The organism is Mesorhizobium sp. M5C.F.Ca.IN.020.32.2.1, assembly GCF_004023105.1.
In the GTDB taxonomy this organism is placed as follows: Bacteria; Pseudomonadota; Alphaproteobacteria; order Rhizobiales; family Rhizobiaceae; genus Mesorhizobium; species Mesorhizobium wenxiniae.
Map to the genome: position 1 here is coordinate 1 of NZ_RZSX01000593.1, position 4106 is coordinate 4106.

General features: G+C 62.4%; 4 protein-coding genes and 1 pseudogene. 3 read left to right on the forward strand and 2 right to left on the reverse strand.

What is annotated here, in order from left to right:
• Window positions 1-419: pseudogene (locus EOA86_RS24965) on the reverse strand (universal stress protein); the annotation flags it as partial.
• Window positions 420-802: 383 nt separating this feature from the next.
• Here EOA86_RS24965 and EOA86_RS24970 point away from each other — a divergent pair.
• From EOA86_RS24970 to EOA86_RS24980, 3 genes are all read left to right on the forward strand, one after another.
• A complete protein-coding gene (locus EOA86_RS24970) occupies window positions 803-2365 on the forward strand; it encodes a bifunctional aminoglycoside phosphotransferase/ATP-binding protein (RefSeq protein ID WP_128344114.1) in 1563 nt (520 codons plus the stop codon).
• A 31-nt stretch (window positions 2366-2396) separates the two neighbouring features.
• Window positions 2397-2846 carry a thioredoxin TrxC gene (trxC, locus tag EOA86_RS24975; protein WP_128344116.1) on the forward strand — a complete coding sequence of 150 codons (450 nt, stop codon included), beginning with the start codon at window positions 2397-2399 and terminating at the stop codon, window positions 2844-2846.
• A 120-nt stretch (window positions 2847-2966) separates the two neighbouring features.
• Window positions 2967-3455 (forward strand): nucleoside deaminase, encoded by a 489-nt coding sequence (locus EOA86_RS24980; RefSeq protein WP_095519927.1) that lies wholly within the window; start codon window positions 2967-2969, stop codon window positions 3453-3455.
• Between the two features lie 32 nt (window positions 3456-3487).
• Here the strand turns inward: EOA86_RS24980 and EOA86_RS24985 are convergent.
• The coding region (locus tag EOA86_RS24985; protein ID WP_164891959.1) for an ABC transporter ATP-binding protein at window positions 3488-4106 on the reverse strand (619 nt) is incomplete at its 5' end.

Here is a 4106-nt window from a genome sequence, read left to right on the forward strand (position 1 = left end):
GAGGGCTTTCCTGAAGAAAACAACGCGCCTTCGATCGCTTTGCTTTTCAGCGTTTCATTGGCAAGCAACTCCGGTCCAATAACCGTAATGTCGGCGTAGCGGGCACGGCGGCCAATGGTGTCGTCGGCCCAGCCGGCTTCCGGATATTCGTTGGAGACATCGGCCGAAAGCACCCTACCGGCGAGAAAAGCCGACACGGCGGCGGTTCGCTTCTTCAACAGGTTCTCGTCGGCCTGACGCTCCTCGAGCCAGGCTTCCGAAACGACTGCGGCATACTCCCCGACCGGTGGCGGCGCAGCTACGGCAACGACCAGAACCGCAAGATGAGCGCCGATTTCGTTGCACAGGTCGGCGGCCAGCCTGAGATCGTCGTCGCCCTTGTCCGGCCCCGTAACGGTAAGTATCGTCCTGAAAGCCATGGCGGCTGCTCCCGATCTTGCCTCAACGTCCAATCGTCGTTGCAACAACAGCGAGACGGCTCGGCGTTCCTAGCGCTGAGACAAGAACGTCGCCGCGCATCATTTTGATCCGTCTCAACATGCCCACGTGCCGGACGCTAACAGGCTTCAGGCCGCTACGTCGTGCCGGAACATGGCGATCGCGATATGCCGTTGTGGGGCCGCCAATGTCTTCCGAAGGACGCCAACAAATACGGCCGAACGCCGGAGAAGTCGCACTAGGGAACGCATCCGTGACTTGGCTGGTTATATCCAGACGCTGCAGCAGGAAGGGCCCGATGGCGCGGAATTTCAGCGACCACGCCCATCGGATTCCAGGGTGGATACAAACAAAGAGGCATCCGATGATCGTCGAAGATCAGGAATCCGTGGTCGCGATGTTGATGGACCCTGCCGCATATGGCGAGACTGGGCCGGTCGAGGCGATCGAAACCCATATCTCGCGTATCTTCCTGGTTGGCCAGCGCGCCTACAAGATCAAGCGAGCTGTAAAGCTGCCCTATGTCGACTTCTCGACCCCGGTGCTGCGGCTCGCCGCTTGCGAGAAGGAGGTGGAGCTTAACTCCAAGACCGCGCCCGGCCTCTATCTGGGTGTGCGGCGCGTCGCGCGAGAGGCCGACGACAAGCTCGCCTTCGACGGGAGCGGCGAACTGGTCGATGCGACGATCGAAATGGTCCGCTTCGACCAGTCGAAGCTGCTCGATCGAATGGCAGTCGGTGGCGAACTGACGCCTGCGTTGATGACGGCGGTCGCGCGCATGATCGTGCGCTATCATCGCGGCGCGCCGGAGGTCCACAAGGGCAGCGGATCCTCGAACCTGGCAGGCGTGCTCGCCATCAACGAAGCCGGCTTTGCCACCAGCCATGTTTTCGACGAAGCCGCGGTCAACGCATTCACCGGGATTTTCAGCACCGCCCTTGCCCGTCATCGCGAACTGCTCGACCGGCGGGAAGCGGCAGGCAAGATCCGGCGATGCCACGGCGATCTGCATCTGCGCAACATCTGTCTCTTCGACGGAGAGCCCCGCCTCTTCGATTGCATCGAATTCAACGACCAGATCGCCAGCATCGATGTGCTTTACGATCTGGCCTTCCTGCTGATGGACCTCTGGCATCGCGGCTTTCCGGAACTCGCCAACCTGGCGATGAACCGCTACCTCGACGAGGCAGACGACGAGGACGGCTTCATTCTCCTGCCGTTTTTCATGGCAGTGCGGGCCGCAGTGCGCGCGCACGTCACCGCAACCCAGATCGAGGAAGGCAGTGCCGATTCCGGCGGGCTGATTGCCGAGGCGAGATCCTATTTCGAGCTTGCCCGAACACTTCTCCAGGCAAGGCCTCCTCGGCTGATCGCTATCGGCGGCTTGAGTGGTTCCGGCAAGACGGCCGTTGCCGAGGCACTCGCCGCGCATGTCGGCGCGCCGCCCGGCGCCCGCATTGTCGAGAGCGATCGCATCCGCAAAGCGATGCATGGGGTACCGGCCGAGACGAAGCTGCCGGACAGGGCTTATCAACCGGAGGTGTCCGACCGCGTCTACCGCGAAATGGCAAGGCGCGCCGGCTTGATCCTTGCCGAAGGCGGTTCGGTGGTCGCCGATGCCGTCTTCGACAGGCCGGCCGATCGCGACCGCATCGAGAAGGTGGCAAACGGCAGAGACGTTGCTTTCGCCGGATTCTGGCTGGAGGCGGATCCGCTTGTCCTTTGGCGACGGGTAAGCGAGCGCCGGGGTGGTCCTTCCGACGCCACTGTCGATATCTTGTCGCGGCAATTGCAACGAAAGGCCACCCCGTCCACCTGGCGCAAGGTCGACGCCGATCGAAAGCTCGCCGACATCGCCGCCGAGTTGGCGAGCGTTTCGGACGCGGCCGCTCCTGCGCAGGGTACTGCACTCAAGACAGCATCGTGACGGCGACGCGCATAAAGATGGGTGAATGGGCATGACGCAGGAAAAACTGGTGGTTTGCGGCAAATGCGGCGGGGTCAATCGCCTGCCGCCGGGGCGGGATGCCGGGGACGCGAAATGCGGAAAGTGCGGCTCTAAACTGTTCTCGGGTCACCCGGCAGACGTCGACGCACAGAGCTTCGATCGCGAGGTCAAACGAAGCAGTCTCCCCGTTGTCGTCGACATCTGGGCACCGTGGTGCGGCCCCTGCAAGATGATGGCGCCGGCCTATGAAGCAGCAGCAAACGAACTGGAGCCGCACGTTCGCCTGATCAAGCTCAATTCCGACAATGAGCAGGCCGTTGCAGCCAGGCTCGGCATTCGCAGCATCCCGACCATGATCCTCTTCCATGGCGGCCAGGAGATTGCGCGCACATCCGGCGCCATGACGGCGGGGCAGATCGTCAGGTGGATCCGCGATCACCTGCCGACGGCCGCGGCCTGAAAGTCGGCACACTGTCGATGATCGCCGTGGAGCGCAGAAAGCGAGCGCAGAAAGGCATATGACTTGAGTCGCCGGATTGGCCGGCATTATGATCAAACGGCACTGCCGGAGGATCTGCCGATGCCACAACGCCCCTATGATGAGCGCCTGCTCCGTCAGGCGTTCGAAGTCGCGCGCAAGGCCCGCGATGCTGGCGAACATCCCTTTGGTTCGCTCCTCGCTGACAAAGACGGCAATGTGTTGCGCGAGCAACTCAACGGTTACAAATCCGGAGGGGGCGACCGCACCGCTCATGCCGAAAGGCTGCTGGCCTCGTGGGCGGGGATGAATTTCAGTCTTGAAAAGCTGGCCTCCTGCACACTCTACACTTCGGCCGAACCTTGCGCGATGTGCTCCGGGACAATCTATTGGGCGGGTATCGGACGCGTCGTGTTCGGGCTGGCTGAGCATGACATGAAGGCACTGACGGGTGCACACGTCGAGAATCCCACACTCGACCTGCCCTGCACGGTCGTTTTCGAAGCTGGGCAGCGTCCGACTGAAGTCGTCGGCCCGCTGCTCGCCGATGAAGCGGCGCAACTCCAGGCCGATTTCTGGAAAGACAAGTAGCTCAATTGCCGCGCGCGGCAAACGAGTGAGTGCTAGCCGATGTCGTCGCGAATGCAGGCCTTCAGATGGCCATCGGACGCTGTTGCCCGCAATGGCGGGACGATGCCGGCACAAGCGTCCAGGGCAACCGGGCAACGGGTTCGGAAAACACACCCGGTTGGCGGATTTGCGGGGCTTGGAATGTCGCCCTTCAGCACCTGCCGGCCCTGCTTGGCCAGTGGGTCGAGCGACGGAATGGCCGAGAGCAGCGCGCGCGTATAGGGGTGCTGCGGCCGCGCATAGAGCGCGGCCGCCGGCGCAACTTCCATGATGCGGCCGAGATAGAGAACGATCACCGTGTCGCAGATATATTCGACGACGGCCAGGTCATGCGAAATGAACAGCATGGTCAGACCGAGCCGGACCTGCAGGTCGCGCAGAAGATTTATGATTTGCGCCTGAATGGAGACATCGAGGGCAGAGACCGGCTCGTCGGCGACGATGAATTCGGGTTCGAGCGTAATCGCCCGTGCGATGCCGATGCGCTGACGCTGCCCGCCCGAAAATTCGTGGGCGTAGCGATCATAGGCATCGACTGGCAACTCGACCGCAGCAAGTGCCTTCTCCGCCCTCGCCCGCCGCTCGCGCCTGTTGCCGATGCTCTGAATATCC